Genomic DNA, 15,271 nt, shown 5'->3' on the forward strand with positions numbered 1-15,271 from the left:
CATGCAGACACGGCGTCGCAAGGCGACCACCAGCCCATTTTCACCCCGGAACGGGCGACCGCAAGGTCACATTGGCTGGAATGCAATTCCGGCGGGGTCAGGCGCGTGGGCGGGGTTGACAGCGTGGGCAGTAGAACGACGAGCGGTTCATGAACTTCTCCCGCCGCATGATCGCTCCACAGCGCCGGCACGGCTCCCCCTCGCGACCGTAGGCGTCCAGCGACCGGTCGAAGTACCCCGACTCGCCGTTGACGTTGACGTACAGCGAGTCGAACGACGTGCCGCCCTGCCCCAGCGCGTCGGTCATCACCTCGGCGGCCGCGTCGAGCAGTTCACCGAGCTTGCGCCGGGGCAGCCCGGAGGCGAGCCGGGCACCGTTGACCTTGGCGCGCCACAGCGCCTCGTCGGCGTAGATGTTGCCGATCCCCGACACCACAGCCTGGTTCAGCAGCTGCCTCTTGATCTCAGAATGCTTCTGCCGCAACGCCGTCACGACGGTGTCCCGGTCGAACTCCGGGTCGAGCGGATCGCGCGCGATGTGCGCGACAGGTGTCGGAACGGAGGTTCCGTCGACGGTGACGAGGTCGGCGAGCATCCACCCGCCGAACGTGCGCTGGTCGACGAAGCTCAGCGTGGTGCCGTCGTCGAGCAGCGCGGCGATGCGCAGGTGGTTCTCGTTGGGGACCGGTGCTGTCTCCGCTCCTCCCGTCCGCGGTCCCAACAGCATCTGCCCGCTCATGCCCAGGTGCACGACGAGGGCGCGCTCCTCACCCAACGTCAGCCACAGGTACTTTCCCCGGCGACCCGTTCCGGTGATGGTGGCGTCGAGCAGTTGGGCGGTCAGGTCTGCCGGGCCGGCCTCGTGGCGCCGCACGGCGCGGGGATGAAGCACGCGCACAGCCGTGATGACCTTGCCTGCGACGTGCTCGGCCAGACCCCGCCGGACGACCTCGACCTCGGGAAGCTCGGGCATCGGGGCTCAGTCCGCCGAGGTCAGATCACCGGAGAGGGCATTCCACGCCGCGGCGGCGGCCTTCAACTCGGCTTCCTTCTTGGTGCGGCCGACGCCCGTGCCGTACTCGCTCTCGGCGACCACCACCGACGCCGTGAACTCCTTGTCGTGGTCCGGGCCGGTGGAAGTCACGAGGTAGGTCGGCACCCCCAGCCCCCGCGAGGCGGTCAACTCCTGCAGGCTGCTCTTCCAGTCCAGGCCCGCACCCAACGTCGGCGCGGTGTCGAGCAGATCGCCGAACAACCGGAGGATGACCTCCCGGACCACGACCGCGCCGTGTTCGATATAGATTGCGCCGAGCAGGGATTCGACGCCGTCGGCCAGGATGCTCGACTTGTCGGCGCCGCCGGAGTTCTCTTCGCCCTTGCCCAGCAACAGATAGGCACCGAGACCGTCGTCGGACAGCTGGCGGCCGACGTCGGCGAGGGCGTGGGTGTTGACGATGCTGGCCCGCAATTTGGCCAGATCGCCTTCGGATCGGTCCGGGTGCCGGTGATAGAGCTCTTCGGTGATGGTCAGGCCGAGCACCGAATCCCCCAGGAACTCCAGGCGTTCGTTTGTGGGCAGCCCGCCGTTCTCGTAGGAATAGCTGCGGTGGGTCAGGGCCATCGTGAGCAGCTCGTCGGGCAGGTCGACACCCAGCGCCTTCAGCAGGCGCGCGCGCTCCACCGTCACGAGTCGTCCCCGCCCTGCTCGCGAGGCTCGGTGTCGCCCTGCTCGCGAAGCGAGGCCAGCTTGGCCCATCGCGGGTCGATCTGCTCGTGGTGATGGTCGGGCCCCGCGGCGGCCAGCGGGACACCGCACTCCGGGCACAGCCCGGCACAGTCCGGTCCACATACCGGCGAGAAGGGCAGCGCCATTGCCACCGCGTCGATGATCGGCTGCTCGAGGTCCACGGACTCGGAACCGCCCTCGTGGCGGACGCGGTGGAGCTCGTCGGCGTCGGTGGTCTCGTCGGTCGTGCTGTCGGGATAGGCGAACAGCTCGGTGAGCTCGATCTCGACCTCACCGGTGATCGGCTGCAGGCACCGCGCGCATTCGCCCGACGTCGGCCCCGAAACCGTGCCGGTGACCAGCACACCCTCGGACACCGATTCCAGGCGCAGGTCGAGTTCCAGCGGCGCCCCCTCGGCGACGGCGATCAGGTCCAGCCCGATGCGCGACGGGCTGGCGACCGTCGTCTCGAGGGTCATCATCGAGCCGGGCCGCCTCCCGAGCCTCGCGATGTCGATCACCAGCGGCGACCGTGATCCCCGGCGCGCGGCCGCGTTCGCATGCCTGACCATGCACGTATCGTACGGTCGGCCCCCCGGGCGTCAGCGAGCCGCGTAGTCGTGGGTCCCGGCGGCGGTACGCAACTGGTGGCGGCCGCGGCCGACCGACCGCAGCGTGCCGTTGAGGAAGTCCTCGAACTCCGCGAGTTTGCTGTCGACGTAGATGTCGCACTCGCCGCGGAGCCTGTCCGCTTCGGCGTGCGCGGAGTCGATCAACCGGGTGGCCTCCCCGGTGGCGGTGGCCACGATCTCGGTCTGCGACACCAGGCGCTGCTGCTCCTTGATGCCTTCCTGGACGGCCTTCTCGTAGGTCAGGTTGCCGTTCTCGATCAACCGGTCGGCCTCGGACTTGGCCCGGCCGGTGGTGGCCTCGTACTCGCGCTTGGCCGTCGCGGCGATCCGGTTGGCCTCCTCGCGGGCCTCGCCCACCATGCGTTCGCTGTGCTGGCGCGCTTCGGCGACCATGCGGTCCGCCTGCGACTTGGCGTCGGCGAGCAGTCGGTCGGCCTCCGCCCTGGCGTGGTTGACCATCGAATCGGCCTCCGCGTTGGCCGTCGACACGGTCGACTCCGAGTGCTCCTTGGCCTCCCGCAGCAGCGAGTCGCGCGCGTCGAGCACATCCTGCGCGTCGTCGAGTTCACCGGGGATCGCGTCCTTGATGTCGTCGATCAACTCCAGGACATCACCGCGCGGCACGACGCAGCCTGCCGTCATCGGCACGCCGCGGGCTTCTTCGACGATCGCGCCCAATTCATCGAGCGCTTCAAAAACTCGGTACACGGCAACACCCTCCAGGCGTAGTTGACAGTGACCAGTGTGCCTGGTGTTACGCCTGTGACTCGGCTACCGGCACCGGTGTGTCGTTACCAATTGCTTCTACCCAGCATTATGTCAACCGATGGGTCAGCCGCGCGCGGCGATCTTGTCCTGCAGGCGGGCGTTCACCGGCGCGGGCAGCAAGGCGGACACGTCGCCCCCCAGCATCGCGACCTCTTTCGCCAGGGAGGACGAGACGAACGAGTACTGGGGGTTGGTCGCGACGAAGAACGTGTCGACACCGGCGATGTGCTTGTTCATCTGCGCCATCTGCAGTTCGTACTCGAAGTCGGTTCCGGTGCGCAGACCCTTGACGATCGCCGTCATCCCCCGGCCCTTGACGAAGTCGACGACGAGGCCCTGCCCCGCCTCCGCACGCACGTTCGGCAGGTGGGTCGTCGACTCCTCGATCAGCGCGATCCGCTCCTCGACGCTGAACATGCCCTTCTTGTTCGGGTTGGCGAGCACGGCGATGACGAGCTCGTCGAACTGCGCCGACGCCCGCTCGAAGACGTCGATGTGACCGAGGGTCACCGGGTCGAAGGATCCCGGGCACACCGCTCCGCTCATGGAGGTCGACGCTAGCAGCCCGACCGCCAGGGCAGCTCAGTCGCGTTCGGCGACCTCGATGCGGGTGTCGCCGTACCGCCGGGCGGTCCACACCGACCACCCGACCGGCCAGACGATCTCGGGACCCGACGCCGAGCGCTCCAGCGCCGCCACGGTGCCCGGCTGAGTCCATCCGCAGCCCGCGAGCGCGACGAGCACGTCGACCACCGCGGTGTCGTCGACCTCATACGGCGGATCCGCCAGCACCAGGTCCACCGGCCGCGGTGCGCCTGCGGCCAGCACCGCCGCCACGGTGCCGCGGCGCACCGACGCCCCCCGAACGCCCAGCGCCGCGATGTTCTGGGCGATCACCGCCGCCGCCTTCGCGTCGGACTCCACGAAGAGCGCGGTGGCAGCACCCCGGGACAGCGCCTCCAGACCCAGCGCCCCCGAGCCGGCGTACAGGTCGAGGACGTCCAGTCCGGCGAAGTCGATCCGCGCCGCCAACAGGTTGAACAGCGACTCCCGCACCCTGTCGGTGGTCGGGCGCGTCCCCCGCCCGGACCTGTGCTGCGGCACCGCGATTCGGCGCCCTCCCAGAGCGCCGGCGACGATGCGGGTCAGGATGATTCCCGGGTCGTCCCCTGCGCTTCGCGCGTGGGCCCATCGCTCCTGCCCGCCGAACCGACCACCACGAGCAGGTCCCCGCCTTCGACCTGTGCGGTCGCCGACACCGCCACACGTGTGACGGTGCCCGCCTTGGGCGCGGTGATCGCGGCCTCCATCTTCATCGCCTCGATCGTGGCGATGGACTGGCCGGCCTGCACGGCCTCGCCTTCGGACACGTTGACGGTGACCACGCCGGCGAACGGCGCAGCGACGTGGTCGGGGTTGTTCCGGTCGGCCTTCTCGGCGGCGGGCACCTCGCTGGCCACGTTGCGGTCGCGAACCACGACCGGTCGCAGCTGGCCGTTGATGATGCACATCACCGTGCGCATCCCGCGCTCGTCGGGGTCGGATATCGCCTCGAGTCCGATCAGCAGCTCGACACCGCGCTCCAACGTGACCCGGTGCTCGTCACCGTGCCGCAGACCGTAGAAGAACTGGTTGGCCGAGAGGCTCGAGGTGTCACCGTAGAGTTCGCGGTGCGCTTCGAATTCCTTTGTCGGCCCGGGGAAGAGCAACCGGTTCAGCGCGGCCTGACGCTTCGGCCCGCCCTGCTGGAGCGTCTCCTCGTCCTCTTCGCTCAGCGCGGCCTGCGGCTTGGCCGGGGCACGCCCGGCCAACGCCTTGCTGCGCAACGGCTCCGGCCAGCCGCCGGGAGGATCGCCCAGTTCGCCGCGCAGGAACCCGATGACCGAATCGGGAATGTCGAATCTCTCCGGATCCGAAGCGAATTCGTCGGCGGTGATACCCGCCCCGACGAGCGCCAGCGCGAGGTCGCCGACGACCTTCGACGACGGGGTCACCTTGACCAGCCGGCCCAGGATCCGGTCAGCGGCGGCGTAACTCGCCTCGATCTCCTCGAAGCGGTCGCCGAGCCCCAACGCGATGGCCTGCTGGCGCAGATTGGACAGCTGACCACCGGGGATCTCGTGGTGATAGACCCGACCGGTGGGTGCAGGAAGGCCGGACTCGAACGGCGAGTACACCTTTCGCAACGCCTCCCAGTACGGCTCGAGATCGCACACCGCCGACAGCGACAGCCCGGTGTCGTACTCGGTGTGCGCCGTCGCCGCGACGATCGAGCTCAGCGCGGGCTGGCTCGTCGTACCCGCCAACGGCGCCGACGCGCCGTCGACGGCACTCGCGCCCGCCTGCCACGCCGCCAGGTAGGTCGCCAGCTGCCCGCCCGGAGTGTCGTGTGTGTGCACGTGCACCGGGAGGTCGAATCGGCTCTTCAACGAGCGGACCAGCAGAGCCGCGGCCTGCGGCCGCAGCAGACCGGCCATGTCCTTGATCGCCAGCACATGCGCTCCGGCGTCGACGATCTGCTCGGCGAGCTTGAGGTAGTAGTCCAGGGTGTAGAGATTCTCGCCGGGGTCGGAGAGGTCCCCGGTGTAGGACATCGCGACTTCGGCGACGGCCGTGCCGGTTTCGCGGACCGCGTCGATCGCCGGCCGCATCGAATCCACGTTGTTCAGTGCGTCGAAGATCCGGTAGATGTCGATGCCCGTGGCGGTGGCCTCCTGCACGAACGCCTGGGTCACCGACTCCGGGTAGGGCGTGTAGCCGACGGTGTTGCGGCCGCGCAGCAGCATCTGCAGACAGACGTTGGGAACCGCCTCGCGCAGCGCGGCGAGTCGCTCCCAGGGGTCCTCCTTCAAGAACCGCAGGGCGACGTCGTACGTCGCACCACCCCAGCACTCGATCGACAGCAACTGCGGGGTCATCCGGGCGATGTAGGGCGCCACCATCAACAGGCTCGACGTCCGGATTCGGGTCGCCAGCAGGGACTGATGCGCGTCGCGGAACGTCGTGTCGGTGACGCCGACGGACTTCGACTCACGCATCCACCGCGCGAACGCCTCGGGCCCCACCTCCGAGAGCAGGTGCTTGCTGCCGCGGGGCGGCATCGAATCGAGGTCGACCTGCGGCAGCTTGTCGTGCGGGTAGACGGTGGACGTGCGCGGGCCGTGCGACTGGTTGACGGTGACCTCGGCCAGGTAGTTGAGGATCTTGGTGCCGCGGTCGGCGGGTGAGCGCGCCGTCAGCAGATAGGGCCGCTCGTCGATGAACGAGGTGGTGACCCGGCCCGCCCTGAAGTCGGGATCGTCGATGACGGCCTGCAGGAACGGGATGTTCGTCGACACCCCGCGGACGCGGAACTCGGCCAGCGCGCGGTACGCCCGCGACACCGCGGTCCCGAAATCGCGCCCCCGGCAGGTGAGTTTGACCAGCATCGAGTCGAAATGCGCACCGATCTCCCCGCCCAACACCGCCCCGCCGTCCAGGCGGATACCCGCGCCCCCCGGAGAGCGGTAGGCGGTGATCCGGCCCGTGTCGGGGCGGAACCCGTTCGTCGGGTCCTCGGTGGTGATCCGGCACTGCATAGCGGCACCACGAATGACCAGCGACTCCTGGCTCAGGCCCAGATCCGCGAGCGTCTCCCCCGACGCGATACGCAGCTGGCTGGCGACCAGGTCGACGTCGGTGATCTCCTCGGTGACGGTGTGCTCCACCTGGATGCGCGGGTTGCACTCGATGAACACGTGGTGGCCGCGCTCGTCGAGGAGGAACTCCACGGTGCCCGCGCACGTGTAGTCGATCTCCCGGGCGAACGCGACCGCGTCGTCACAGATCTTCTGCCGCAACTCTTGCGGCAGGTTCGGGGCGGGCGCGAGCTCGATGACCTTCTGGTGCCTGCGCTGCACGCTGCAGTCGCGTTCGAACAGGTGCATCACGTTGCCGGTGGTGTCGGCCAGGATCTGCACCTCGATGTGGCGCGGGTTGAGGACCGCCTGCTCGAGGTACACCGTCGGGTCACCGAACGCCGACTCGGCCTCGCGGCTGGCGGCCTCGACGGCCTCGGCCAGCGCGGCGCGATCGGTGACGCGGCGCATGCCGCGACCGCCGCCGCCCGACACGGCCTTGACGAAGATCGGGAAGTCCATGTCGCGCGCGGCGTCGACGAGCTCGTCCACCGAGGCCGACGGCGCCGACGACGCCAGCACCGGCAGGCCGGCGGCGCGCGCGGCCGCGATCGCCCTGGCCTTGTTGCCCGTCAGCTCCAGCACGCCGGCGCTGGGGCCGACGAACGTGATGCCGGCCGCGGCACACGCCGCGGCCAGTTCAGGATTCTCCGACAGGAAGCCGTACCCCGGATACACGGCATCGGCACCGGCCTGGGTGGCCACCCGGATGATCTCGTCGACGGACAGGTACGCCCGGACCGGATGTCCGATCTCACCGATCTGGTAGGACTCGTCCGCCTTCAGCCGATGCAGGGAGTTTCGATCCTCGTAGGGATAGACCGCCACCGTCGCGATGCCCATCTCGTAGGCAGCGCGGAAGGCGCGGATTGCTATCTCCCCGCGATTGGCAACGAGGACTTTCGAGATCCGAGCGGTCACGGTTCACCTTAACCGTCGTCGCTCGACAAATCAGAGGAGAGTCGACCAGTAGTTCCAAAAACGCTCGAGAATCAGCAGAAGCACCGCGGTGAACCACAGCACCACCGCTGACCAGCGCCAAGTGTGGAGAAACCTCACAGCTGCGGAGCCGCTGCGGTGAGGTTGGAGGGCGATGGAGGCCGTCACCACGAGGAGCGGGATCGTCACCGCCCACACCACCATGCAGTAGGGGCACAGCGCGCCGATCCGGTACAGGCTCTGGAAGATCAGCCAGTGCACGAACGCCACGCCCAGCAGCGTGCCGGTGGCCAGGCCCGCCCAGTACCAGCGCGGCAGGCTCACCTTGGCCATGGCCAGCACGCCCGTGACGACCACCACGGTGAAGGACACCACGCCGATCAACGGGTTGGGGAAACCGAACAGCGACGCCTGGTCGGTGACCATCACCGACCCGCAGGACAGCACCGGGTTGATGCTGCACGACGGCACGTAGTCCGGGTTGATGAGCAGTTCGATCTTCTCGATCGTCAGCGTCATCGCCGCGGCCAACCCGACGACACCGGCGATGAGCACCCACAGGGCGCTGCTCCTGGGAACCGCGACCTCCGTCGGCTCGCCGGCCGACGGATCGGTCGGCGACACCGCGTCAGGCGCGGTGACGGTCATGACGCCGGCGCGGGCGCGGGCGCCACCGCATCAAGGGCGGGCACGTCACCGACGATCTCCCTGATCTTGGCGACGAGCGCGTCCGGCGTGCTGGGCCGGTAGTCCTCGCCGTTGATGCGGATCGTCGGGGTGGACTGGACCTCGGTGGCCGCGGCGAGGCCGCTGACCATGTCGACGAAGGTGCCCTTGTTGATGCACTCGGGAACCGTGCCCCCGGCTCCGGCCTGACGGGCGATCTCGACCAGTCGGGCGTTGTCCGGATAGGCGGTTCCGGCTTCGCTGGGCTGCTGGGCGTACAGCGCAGCATGGAATCGCCGGAACGCGTCTTTGGACTCGGAGGCCACGCAGTACGCGGCGCCGGCGGATCGCGACGAGTAGTTCTGGTTCTGCGGCCGGTCCAGGATACTCACCATGTAGTAGTCGGCGGCGATGGCACCGGAATCGATGAGCTGGCCGATGGTGGGCCCGAACTGCTGCTCGAAGTTGCCGCACGCCGGGCACAGGAAGTCCTCGTAGAGAGACACGACGGCCTTGGGCTCCTCGGTGCCCTCCTTCTTGATCAGGCTGGTCGACTCCACCCTGATCGCCTCGGCCTCGCCTGCGGTGGGCTTGTCGTCGGCGCCCATCACGATGTACAGCACCAGGGCGACCGCGAAGATCACCACGACCGAGGTCAGACCGATCTGGATGAACAGGTTGCGCTTACGGTCGGCTGCCTTCAGGTCGTAGCGCGCGTTCTTCTTGGGTTTGGTGGCCACGGCACAAGAGTACCGGCGGCGCCCCGCGCAGTTAGCGGGTGCGGGTCAGATGCGCGCGCATCGCCGAGATGACGTCGGCGGTCGCGGTGGCGCTGCCACCGCCCAGCGGGAAGAAGTTGGCGAAACCGTGCACCAGCGATCCGTACTCCCGGTAATCGACGGGCACTCCCGCGCGACGCATCGCTTCGGCGTAGTGCCTGCCCTCGTCCCGTAACGGGTCGAAGCCGGCGGTGACGACCAGCGCAGGCGGCAGTCCGGAGAGGTCGTCCGCCAGCAGCGGCGACACCCGCGGGTCGGACTCCTCGACGTCGGCGCCGCCGAGGAACCGCTCGGTGAACCAGTCGATGTCGTGGCGGGTGAGGAAGAACCCGTGCGCGAACAGCGTCTTCGAGCGGGTCTGTCCCTTGTAGTCGGTCACCGGGTACAGCAGCAACTGCAACGCGGGTGACGGCGCCTTGTCGTCTCGGGCGCGCAGCGACACCAGCGTGGCCAGGTTCGCACCGGCGCTGTCACCGCCGACCGCGATGCGCTGCGGATCGGCGCCAAGATCGGCGGCGTGCTCGCAGGCCCACAGGTAGGCCGCGTACGCGTCGTCGGAGCCCGCGGGCGCCTTGTGCTCGGGGGCGAGCCGGTAGTCGACCGACAGGACGTGCACGCGGCCGGTCCGGCAGATCTCCCGGCACAGGTCGTCGTGGGTGGCGATGCTGCCGATCACGTGGCCGCCGCCGTGGTAGAAGACCAGCAGCGGCGCGTCGGCTTCGTCCGTGCGGTAGTGCCGCGCCTTGATCGGGCCGACGGCGCCATCGACGGTGAGATCGGTCACCGCGGACACCGGGATGTATTTCTTGAAGCCGGCCGACAGCCGCTCCAACTGGGCACGCGCGGCCACGAAGTCGTCGTCGCCGACCAGTCCGTCCAGGCCGAGCGCCTGCTGGCCGGCGAGCATGAGCTGCAGGGTCGTGTCGAGGGTGTTGCCGTCGAGCGTGATCGACCGCCCCCCGAGCAGCAGGCGTTTGACGCGCTCCGGGATGTGCGGCAGCCCCCGCAGCGTGACCCCGGCGACCTTGTTGGCGACGGCGTCGATCGCACCGACGTGCCGGCGTGCCCGCGGCTGGGCCGTGACGGCTTCGGGGTTGCCCGTGACGGGCATCCGGCCCGCCGTGGTTTGTGTCATGTCAGCTCCATCGTCCGGCCAGACACTACCGCGGGGACCTGGACGAAACTCCCGGGACGGCGATGATTAGGAGTGGTAGGTACACGGCAATATAGTCATCGGCGACGTCGGTGTCCCGGCCGATCACAAGCCAATTCGGACGGGACCCGGTGGACGAGCATTCCACTTCAGCAGGGTAGGTGACATGACTTCGGCGGCAGCGATTCCCACCGTCACACTCAACGACGACCACACGATGCCGGTGATCGGTCTCGGAGTGGGCGAGTTGTCGGATTCCGAGACCGAAGCCTCGGTCGCGGCGGCGCTGGAGGCGGGTTACCGGCTGATCGACACGGCGGCCGCGTACGGCAACGAGGCCGCCGTCGGCCGCGCGATCGCCCAGTCGGGGATACCGCGCGACGAGCTGTTCGTCACGACCAAGCTGGCCACCGAGGATCAGGGCTTCCAGGCCTCCCAGAACGCGCTCAAGGCCAGCCTCGAGCGGCTCGGCCTCGACTACGTCGACCTGTACCTGATCCACTGGCCCGCCACCGAGCAGGGCAAATACGTTGACAGCTGGGGCGGCCTGATGAAATCCAAGGAGGTCGGCGACACCCGTTCCATCGGTGTCTGCAACTTCCACGAACATCACCTCGACGACATCATCAACCTGTCGTTCTTCACCCCCGCGGTGAACCAGATCGAGACCCACCCGCTGCTCAATCAGGCCGAGTTGCGCGCCGTCAACGCCCAGCACGGCATCGTCACCGAGGCGTACGGCCCGCTCGGCGTCGGCAACCTCCTCGACAACGCCGCCGTCGCCGGTGTCGCCGAGGCGCACGGCAGGACGGCCGCCCAGGTGCTGATCCGCTGGAACCTGCAGCTGGGCAACGTCGTCATCCCGCGCTCGTCGTCACCCGAGCGGATCAAGTCCAACCTCGAGGTGTTCGACTTCGAGCTGACCGACGAGCAGATGACGGTCCTCAACGGCCTCGACGACGGCACCAGGTTCCGCCCGGATCCCGAGACCTACAACGGCGCCTGAGACCGACGAGACCCTCTACTAGGCCCTGTAGTAGTTCAGCCGGTAAGGTGCGCGACGTGGGAACACCGACGTCACGTGCGCGGTGGCTGAGCGGCGCCCTGGTCGGCGGGACGTCGGCGGTGATGACGGTCGGCGCGCACGCAGGCGCCGGCGGCGCACTTCCCAGCGGCGGCGCCTCGGTCATGGCGCTGCTGGCCTGCGTCACCGTCGGGACGCTGCTGAGCTTCGTGCGCGTCGACGGACGCGGCGCCGCGTTGCTGGCCACCACCACCGCGCTGTGCGCCGCCCAGTTGGTGGGCCACGCGACCCTGACGACGGCAGGCCATCAGCACGCCGGAAGCGCGTTCGACATGGACGTGTCGATGGCCGCCGCCCATCTCGGGGCCGCGGTGGTCCTGGGCGTGGCGATCACGGCTGCCGAATACCTGTATGTCGTCTGCTCGTCGGTGTTGTGCTGGCTGCGCCTTTTCGCGATGCGCGCGCCACGTCATGCTGTCCTCATCGTTCGCCGGACGGTGAACGACGTCGCCGTCGCACCGGTGTTCACCACCGGTCTCGGCATGCGGGCTCCCCCGCGGGTCATCGCTGCCGCGTAGCGGCCTCACCTTCACCACACGCTCCGCCGTCGCATTCGTGCTGACGCACGCCGCGTGTATCCCCCAACTCCCGATTACGACGCTGTCGCGGACGCGTCGTGTCGCAACGACCCATGAAGGCCTCATTGATGACCGTCCCCCAGAACACCATCGACCCCCCACCGGGCCACCAACCCCGGCCCGCACCCCCACTTGGATCGGCACGACGCGGCTGGCGGCCTTTCGTCGTCCGCCTGCACTTCTATTCCGGTGTGCTGGTGGCGCCGTTCCTGATCGTCGCGGCGATCACCGGCGGGCTGTACGCGCTCGCCCCGACGCTCGAGCGTCTCATCTACGGCGACATCCTGTTCGCGGACCCGGCGGGACCGGCGCTGCCGCTTGCGGAGCAGGCCGCCGCGGCGCGCGCAGCCTTCCCGGGCCTCACCATGTCCGGGATGCGGCCGGCGGCGACCGGCACCGAATCCACGCGGGTCTACTTCGCCGATCCCGCGCTCGACGACGAGTCGCTACGGGCGGTGTTCGTCGACCCCTACACCGGACGGGTGCTCGGCGACGAGGCGACATGGTTCGGCCATCTGCCGCTGAGCACCTGGCTGGACGGGTTGCACCGCCATCTCAACCTCGGCGAGCCGGGCCGGGTCTACAGCGAGATCGCGGCGTCCTGGCTGTGGGTGGTGGCCCTCGGTGGCCTGTGCCTCTGGGCGGCCAAGGCCACCGGTGACCGTCGCCGCGGCCGGGTGGGCCGGCTCCTGAGCGTGGACCGCAGCACCACCGGCCGGTCCCGCACCATGAATTGGCATGGGGCCGTGGGTGTGTGGTTGCTGGCGGGTCTGCTCTTCCTGTCCGCGACCGGGATCACCTGGTCGACGTATGCCGGCGCGAACGTCAGCGACATCCGGTCGAGCCTCGGTTGGCAACGGCCGCAACTGGACACCGCCCTGTCGCCCGCCCAGGCCCTTGAGCAGGCGATCGACCCGTCGACGGTCGACTACGACGCGGTGCTCGACGCCGCGGCAGGCGCCGGAGTGCACTCTCCGGTGGAAGTCACGTTGCCTGCCGGGCCGGGACAGGCGGTGGACGTCACCGAGATCGACAAACCGTATCGACTCACGACGAACGCCGCGGCGGTGGACCCCACCGACCTCGGTGTGACCGGCGAGATCGACTACTGGCGTGACTATTCGGCGATCGCCAAGCTGGCCGACTGGGGCATCCGCGCACACATGGGCTTCCTGTTCGGACTGCTCAACCAGCTGCTGCTCCTCGGGATCGCGATCGGACTGCTCACCGTGATCGTGCGGGGCTACCGGATGTGGTGGCAGCGCAGACCGACTCGAGGCTCGGATTGGGCCATGGGCCGGTCCCCTGCGCGCGGGGGGATCCGGCGGCTACACCCGATCGCGGTCGTCGGACTGTCGATCGCAGCGGTGGCCATCGGCTGGTTCCTGCCGCTGCTGGGGATCACGCTCGCCGCCTTCGTCCTCGTCGACCTGATCATCGGGGCCGTCAAACACCACACGACCAATCAGAAAGCAGAACTCAATGTCTGACAACAAGTTTCGAATCTCAGCGGGTGCCCTCGTGGCCGCAGCCACCCTTCTCGCCTCCGCTTGCACGTCACCGTCGGATCACGACGATCAGCCCATGGCCGCCGGCGTCACGGTGAACGATCAGTGGGCCAGCGCCGCGGACGCCGGAATGGCCGCGATGTTCGGCACCTTCAGCAATGCCGGGCACCACGGCGCCCACATCGTGGCCGGACACTCCCCGGCGGCCGGACGTGTCGAAATCCACGAGGTCGTCGCCGACGAGGGCGGGACCAAGACGATGCGGCCGAAGTCCGGCGGATTGACGGTCCCGGCCGAGGGCACTCACGAACTGGTGCCCGGGGGCGATCACCTGATGTTGATGGACCTCAGGCAACCGCTGCGGCCGGGTGCCGAGGTGACACTGACCGTGGTGTTCGAGGACGGCTCCGAATTGCCGGTGACCGCCCAGATCCGCGACTTCGCCGGGGGCCACGAGGATTACCAGCCCGGCAGCCAGAGCCATGGCTGACAGCCGGCCGACGGTCAACCGGCGGCGCCTCCTCACCGGGGGCGCCGCCGCGCTGGCCACCACCGCCACGCTCACCCAGTGCCGCTTTGCCGAATCAGATTCTGCCACCGCATCTTTCGGATCAGATGCCGAGCCGTTTCATGGACCGCGTCAGGGTGGTGTCATCACTGCCCCGCAGGCGTACGCCTTGTTCGTCGCGTTGGATCTGAAGACCGACGGTGACCGCAGCCCTCGCGACACCCTGACCGCGATCCTCAAACTGTGGAGCGCCGACGCCGCACGGCTCACCCAGGGGATGCCGGCGCTGGCCGACACCGAACCCGAGCTCGCGCAGCGCCCGGCCCGGTTGACCGTCACCGTCGGCCTCGGGCCGGGCGTCTTCAGCCGCGTCGGCCTCGCGGGGCTGCGGCCCGAGTCAGTGGCGGACCTGCCGGCCTTCGACACCGACCGCCTCGACCCCCGATGGTGTGGTGGCGACCTGCTTCTGCAGATCTGCGCCGACGACCCCGTCGTCGTCGCCCACACCAGCCGCGTCCTGCTCAAGAACGTCCGTGCGATGACCGTGCAACGCTGGCGGCAGAACGGATTCCGCTCGGCACGCGGTGCGGACGCCGCAGGCACCACCATGCGCAATCTGATGGGTCAGGTGGATGGCACCGCCACCCTGCGCGCCGAGGCGGACTTCGACCGCCTCGTCTGGGACGACGGCGCACGACAGCGCTGGTTCAGCGGCGGGACCATCCTTGTGCTGCGCCGGATCCGTATCGAACTGGACACCTGGGACGAACTCGACCGCGCCAGCAAGGAGCTGACGGTCGGACGCCGACTCGACACCGGGGCGCCACTGACCGGGCAGCGTGAATTCGACGAGCCCGACCTGACCGCCACGCGGAACGGCATACCGGTGATTCCGCCGAATGCTCACATCGCGCTGGCCCGCCACCGGAAGGACGGCGAGCGGTTCCTGCGGCGCGGTTACAACTACGACGATCCTCCGGCGGCGCACCAAACCACCGACTGCGGCCTGATCTTCGCCGCGTATCAGCGTGATCCGCGGCGACAGTTCATCCCCGTCCAGCAACGGTTGGCCGACGCCGATGCCCTCAACCGCTGGGTCACCACGATCGGGTCCGCGACCTTCGCGATACTCCCCGGCGCCCCCGCGGGCGGTTATCTCGGCCAGACGCTGCTGGAACCATGAACATCTGTCCACCTATTCAGATGTTCATGTAGTCTGGGCCCACGGACCGGCCGTGAGCGGCGTCGATGCA

At 68.9% G+C, this 15,271-nt stretch carries 15 protein-coding genes; 5 read left to right on the forward strand and 10 right to left on the reverse strand.

The features are described 5' to 3' along the window. Positions 1 to 97: 97 nt before the first annotated feature. The 10 genes from mutM to H7I57_RS24415 form a co-directional block, all read right to left on the reverse strand. Entirely contained in the window at positions 98 to 973 is an 876-nt protein-coding gene (mutM, locus tag H7I57_RS24370; RefSeq protein ID WP_264026665.1) for a bifunctional DNA-formamidopyrimidine glycosylase/DNA-(apurinic or apyrimidinic site) lyase, read from the reverse strand. 6 nt (positions 974 to 979) lie between these two features. Continuing rightward, the gene (gene rnc / locus H7I57_RS24375; protein WP_264026667.1) at positions 980 to 1,687 is read right to left on the reverse strand and encodes a ribonuclease III; all 708 of its coding nucleotides are present in this window, start codon (positions 1,685 to 1,687) and stop codon (positions 980 to 982) included. Next, positions 1,684 to 2,298 (reverse strand): YceD family protein, encoded by a 615-nt coding sequence (locus H7I57_RS24380; RefSeq protein ID WP_264026668.1) that lies wholly within the window; start codon positions 2,296 to 2,298, stop codon positions 1,684 to 1,686. Before H7I57_RS24380 ends, rnc begins: the two co-directional genes overlap by 4 nt. Before the next feature lie 30 nt (positions 2,299 to 2,328). After that, positions 2,329 to 3,066, reverse strand: coding sequence for a cell division protein SepIVA (sepIVA, locus tag H7I57_RS24385; protein WP_264026670.1), 738 nt, complete (start codon positions 3,064 to 3,066; stop codon positions 2,329 to 2,331). 123 nt (positions 3,067 to 3,189) lie between these two features. Continuing rightward, positions 3,190 to 3,672 (reverse strand): pantetheine-phosphate adenylyltransferase, encoded by a 483-nt coding sequence (coaD, locus tag H7I57_RS24390; protein ID WP_264026672.1) that lies wholly within the window; start codon positions 3,670 to 3,672, stop codon positions 3,190 to 3,192. A gap of 36 nt (positions 3,673 to 3,708) precedes the next feature. Continuing rightward, complete coding sequence (gene rsmD, locus H7I57_RS24395; protein WP_264026727.1) at positions 3,709 to 4,275, reverse strand: 16S rRNA (guanine(966)-N(2))-methyltransferase RsmD; 567 nt, start codon at positions 4,273 to 4,275, stop codon at positions 3,709 to 3,711. Further along, positions 4,272 to 7,724 (reverse strand): pyruvate carboxylase, encoded by a 3,453-nt coding sequence (locus H7I57_RS24400; protein WP_308204398.1) that lies wholly within the window; start codon positions 7,722 to 7,724, stop codon positions 4,272 to 4,274. The genes rsmD and H7I57_RS24400 overlap by 4 nt, the downstream gene beginning before the upstream one ends. 30 nt (positions 7,725 to 7,754) lie before the next feature. Continuing rightward, positions 7,755 to 8,390, reverse strand: a complete 636-nt coding sequence (locus H7I57_RS24405; RefSeq protein WP_264026673.1) for a vitamin K epoxide reductase family protein — start codon at positions 8,388 to 8,390, stop codon at positions 7,755 to 7,757. After that, positions 8,387 to 9,148, reverse strand: a complete 762-nt coding sequence (locus H7I57_RS24410) for a DsbA family protein (protein ID WP_264026675.1) — start codon at positions 9,146 to 9,148, stop codon at positions 8,387 to 8,389. Before H7I57_RS24410 ends, H7I57_RS24405 begins: the two co-directional genes overlap by 4 nt. A gap of 31 nt (positions 9,149 to 9,179) precedes the next feature. Next, complete coding sequence (locus H7I57_RS24415) at positions 9,180 to 10,322, reverse strand: alpha/beta hydrolase (RefSeq protein WP_372510370.1); 1,143 nt, start codon at positions 10,320 to 10,322, stop codon at positions 9,180 to 9,182. Positions 10,323 to 10,506: 184 nt separating this feature from the next. On the opposite strand from H7I57_RS24415, the gene H7I57_RS24420 reads away from it, so the two are divergent. From H7I57_RS24420 to H7I57_RS24440, 5 genes are all read left to right on the forward strand, one after another. Then, a complete protein-coding gene (locus tag H7I57_RS24420; protein ID WP_264026677.1) occupies positions 10,507 to 11,346 on the forward strand; it encodes an aldo/keto reductase in 840 nt (279 codons plus the stop codon). 56 nt (positions 11,347 to 11,402) lie between these two features. Then, positions 11,403 to 11,942: a hypothetical protein gene (locus H7I57_RS24425; RefSeq protein WP_264026679.1), complete on the forward strand. Its 540-nt coding sequence runs from the start codon at positions 11,403 to 11,405 to the stop codon at positions 11,940 to 11,942. Between the two features lie 128 nt (positions 11,943 to 12,070). After that, entirely contained in the window at positions 12,071 to 13,492 is a 1,422-nt protein-coding gene (locus H7I57_RS24430) for a PepSY-associated TM helix domain-containing protein (protein WP_264026680.1), read from the forward strand. Further along, the gene (locus H7I57_RS24435; RefSeq protein ID WP_264026681.1) at positions 13,485 to 14,000 is read left to right on the forward strand and encodes a copper chaperone PCu(A)C; all 516 of its coding nucleotides are present in this window, start codon (positions 13,485 to 13,487) and stop codon (positions 13,998 to 14,000) included. The genes H7I57_RS24430 and H7I57_RS24435 overlap by 8 nt, the downstream gene beginning before the upstream one ends. Next, complete coding sequence (locus H7I57_RS24440; RefSeq protein WP_264026682.1) at positions 13,993 to 15,201, forward strand: Dyp-type peroxidase; 1,209 nt, start codon at positions 13,993 to 13,995, stop codon at positions 15,199 to 15,201. Before H7I57_RS24435 ends, H7I57_RS24440 begins: the two co-directional genes overlap by 8 nt. Positions 15,202 to 15,271 lie beyond the last annotated feature (70 nt).

This window comes from Mycolicibacterium pyrenivorans (assembly GCF_025821625.1).
In the GTDB taxonomy this organism is placed as follows: Bacteria; Actinomycetota; Actinomycetes; order Mycobacteriales; family Mycobacteriaceae; genus Mycobacterium; species Mycobacterium pyrenivorans.